At 39.6% G+C, this 1894-nt stretch carries 2 protein-coding genes; both read left to right on the top strand.

The genetic code is table 11. The features are described from left to right. Positions 1 to 332, top strand: a 332-nt coding sequence (locus tag A3712_RS21740) for a hypothetical protein (RefSeq protein ID WP_063525008.1), incomplete at its 5' end; no start/stop codon positions are given. A gap of 926 nt (positions 333 to 1258) precedes the next feature. Continuing rightward, positions 1259 to 1879, top strand: a complete 621-nt coding sequence (locus A3712_RS21735) for a lysoplasmalogenase (RefSeq protein WP_063525007.1) — start codon at positions 1259 to 1261, stop codon at positions 1877 to 1879. Positions 1880 to 1894 lie beyond the last annotated feature (15 nt).

Here is a 1894-nt window from a genome sequence, read left to right as displayed (position 1 = left end):
AGAAATTATTGAGACTTCAATATCACGCTGAAGGCGAAGGATTGCATGAGCTCGTAACAAGCTGTGAAGAAAGGCTACCGCACGATATGGTAAGCAAGCTGCGTTATATCGCGACGTGCCGAAATAAAGTAGTGAACGAACATGATGCCAAGTTGGAAGATCAACATAAGTTCATCATGATGTGTAACGACTGCGAGAAGGAACTGACTCCACGTAGTGGTCGTTTTATCTGGCGAGTTGCGATTTTGCTGATGATGACAATAACTTTGGCTGCCGCGGGTTTCTACTATGCGAACTGGGATGTGCTAAGGCTACATCTGTTTTCGAAATGAAAAAATTGAATGAAAAAAGGGACGCTCATGGCGTCCCTTTTTTATCTGTAACTTGCTTAGTACATCATCGGTAGTGTCATTAGACCAACAACTACCGCGATCATTACAAGTCCTTGTCTTTGCGAAGATGAAATCATAACACTACTCCTAAATTTGGTTGTCTCTCGCTATGTTTTAAAGAATAGCACTACTTATAGCTTTAGATCAATAATTACTTTCGAAAGCCCCAAAAGTAGTAGAAAAGTACTGCTATATGGCTTTTTTTGGAGTGTTTAAGTGTGGTTTTTGGTGTGTTCTTATTTTGTTCGTTGTGATTTATGTTTGTTCTGATTTGATTTAAGCTTCTGTTTTATAATGGTTGTTTTGTGTGATTTATATTGTTAATGGTTGTTAAGTTGTATTAATGAGGCTTGATGCTTTATGGGTGGGGGTTTGGTGGTTTTTAAGGTTTTTTCTTTGGTTTTTGTGGTGGTTTTTACATGGGGCTTGAAAAAAACTGACAAAAATTGTCATTTGAAAAGTAACTTTACCACTTTATGAATCTAGGTTGGAATGATGTTTTTATTTTCCAGTTAATCTATTGTTTTTATAGCTAAGTATTTGTTAATAAATGATTTATATGTTTATTTTTTTAATTTTTAAAGTCGAGAATGGGCGATTTTTAAGGACAAAGAAGGAAATCTTAAGAGAATAACTAGGTGAAAATGGGATCTGACTTCTCTAAGCGAAGTTTAAGAGGGTTTTATAATGATTTGCTGCAGTTTTAAACGAATCACCATTCTCGAATCGTTAATTACGACGACTTCAATCTAAAGGTGTTCTTTTTAGTGGAAGCGTAATCAAGATCCAATTTTGAGGGGCTGAGGCTTTACATCAATATTCGTGTGCCTAGACTGGCGACGATTTAAAGCAATAGGGCAAGTGGTATGTGGAGTTGGTTAGCGGTTTCCTTATCTGGTATCGGAGCAGTAACAGGAACGAAACAAGGACATATCGGTCAGGCCTTATCGTATAAGTTATTTACCTTTGTATTATTAGCGATCATTGCTTTAACTCAGTCTGTTGTTGCTGATTATACGTATTGGGTCGTTGCTGGCCTGGCGATCTCGGCGATCGCAGATGTATTTCACACCCTCACTCAAAAACGTCCCCTATATTTTGTTTGCTTTCTGCTAGCTCAACTTTGTTATAGCAAAGCCTTTTGGTTGCAGTTGTCTGGAGAAATGGTCTGGTGGTTGTTCGCCTTACTCTTAGCTGCTTGTGTGGTGGCTTTCTTCTTGCTGCTACCACGTTTAGATAAACTTGTCTTTCCTGTTGTGATTATGGGGATTGTGCTTATTCAGCTAACTTGGGCTTCTGGTGAGGTTTGGTTACTTGACCCTAAGTTATCGCACGCGGTTGGATTTGCAGGTTGTAGCGTATTGCTGCTCTCGGCACTGGCGTATGCACTTAACTGTTACCGCAGCCCGATCAAAAGTGCGTACTTTTGGGTAACGGGCAGTTACTTTCTCGCCCATGCGCTTATCGTCGCCTCTCTGACCATTTAGGGTAGAGCGTCTCCT

Source organism: Vibrio sp. HI00D65 (assembly GCF_001635455.1).
GTDB lineage: Bacteria > Pseudomonadota > Gammaproteobacteria > Enterobacterales > Vibrionaceae > Vibrio.
The sequence above is the reverse complement of the archived record's forward strand: the minus strand, read 5'-3'. Positions and strand labels throughout refer to the sequence as shown.

Bases quoted from the DNA above. Each gene is read 5' to 3' on its own strand.
- A3712_RS21735 (WP_063525007.1), top strand. From the start codon at position 1,259: ATGTGGAGTTGGTTAGCGGTTTCCTTATCTGGTATCGGAGCAGTAACA.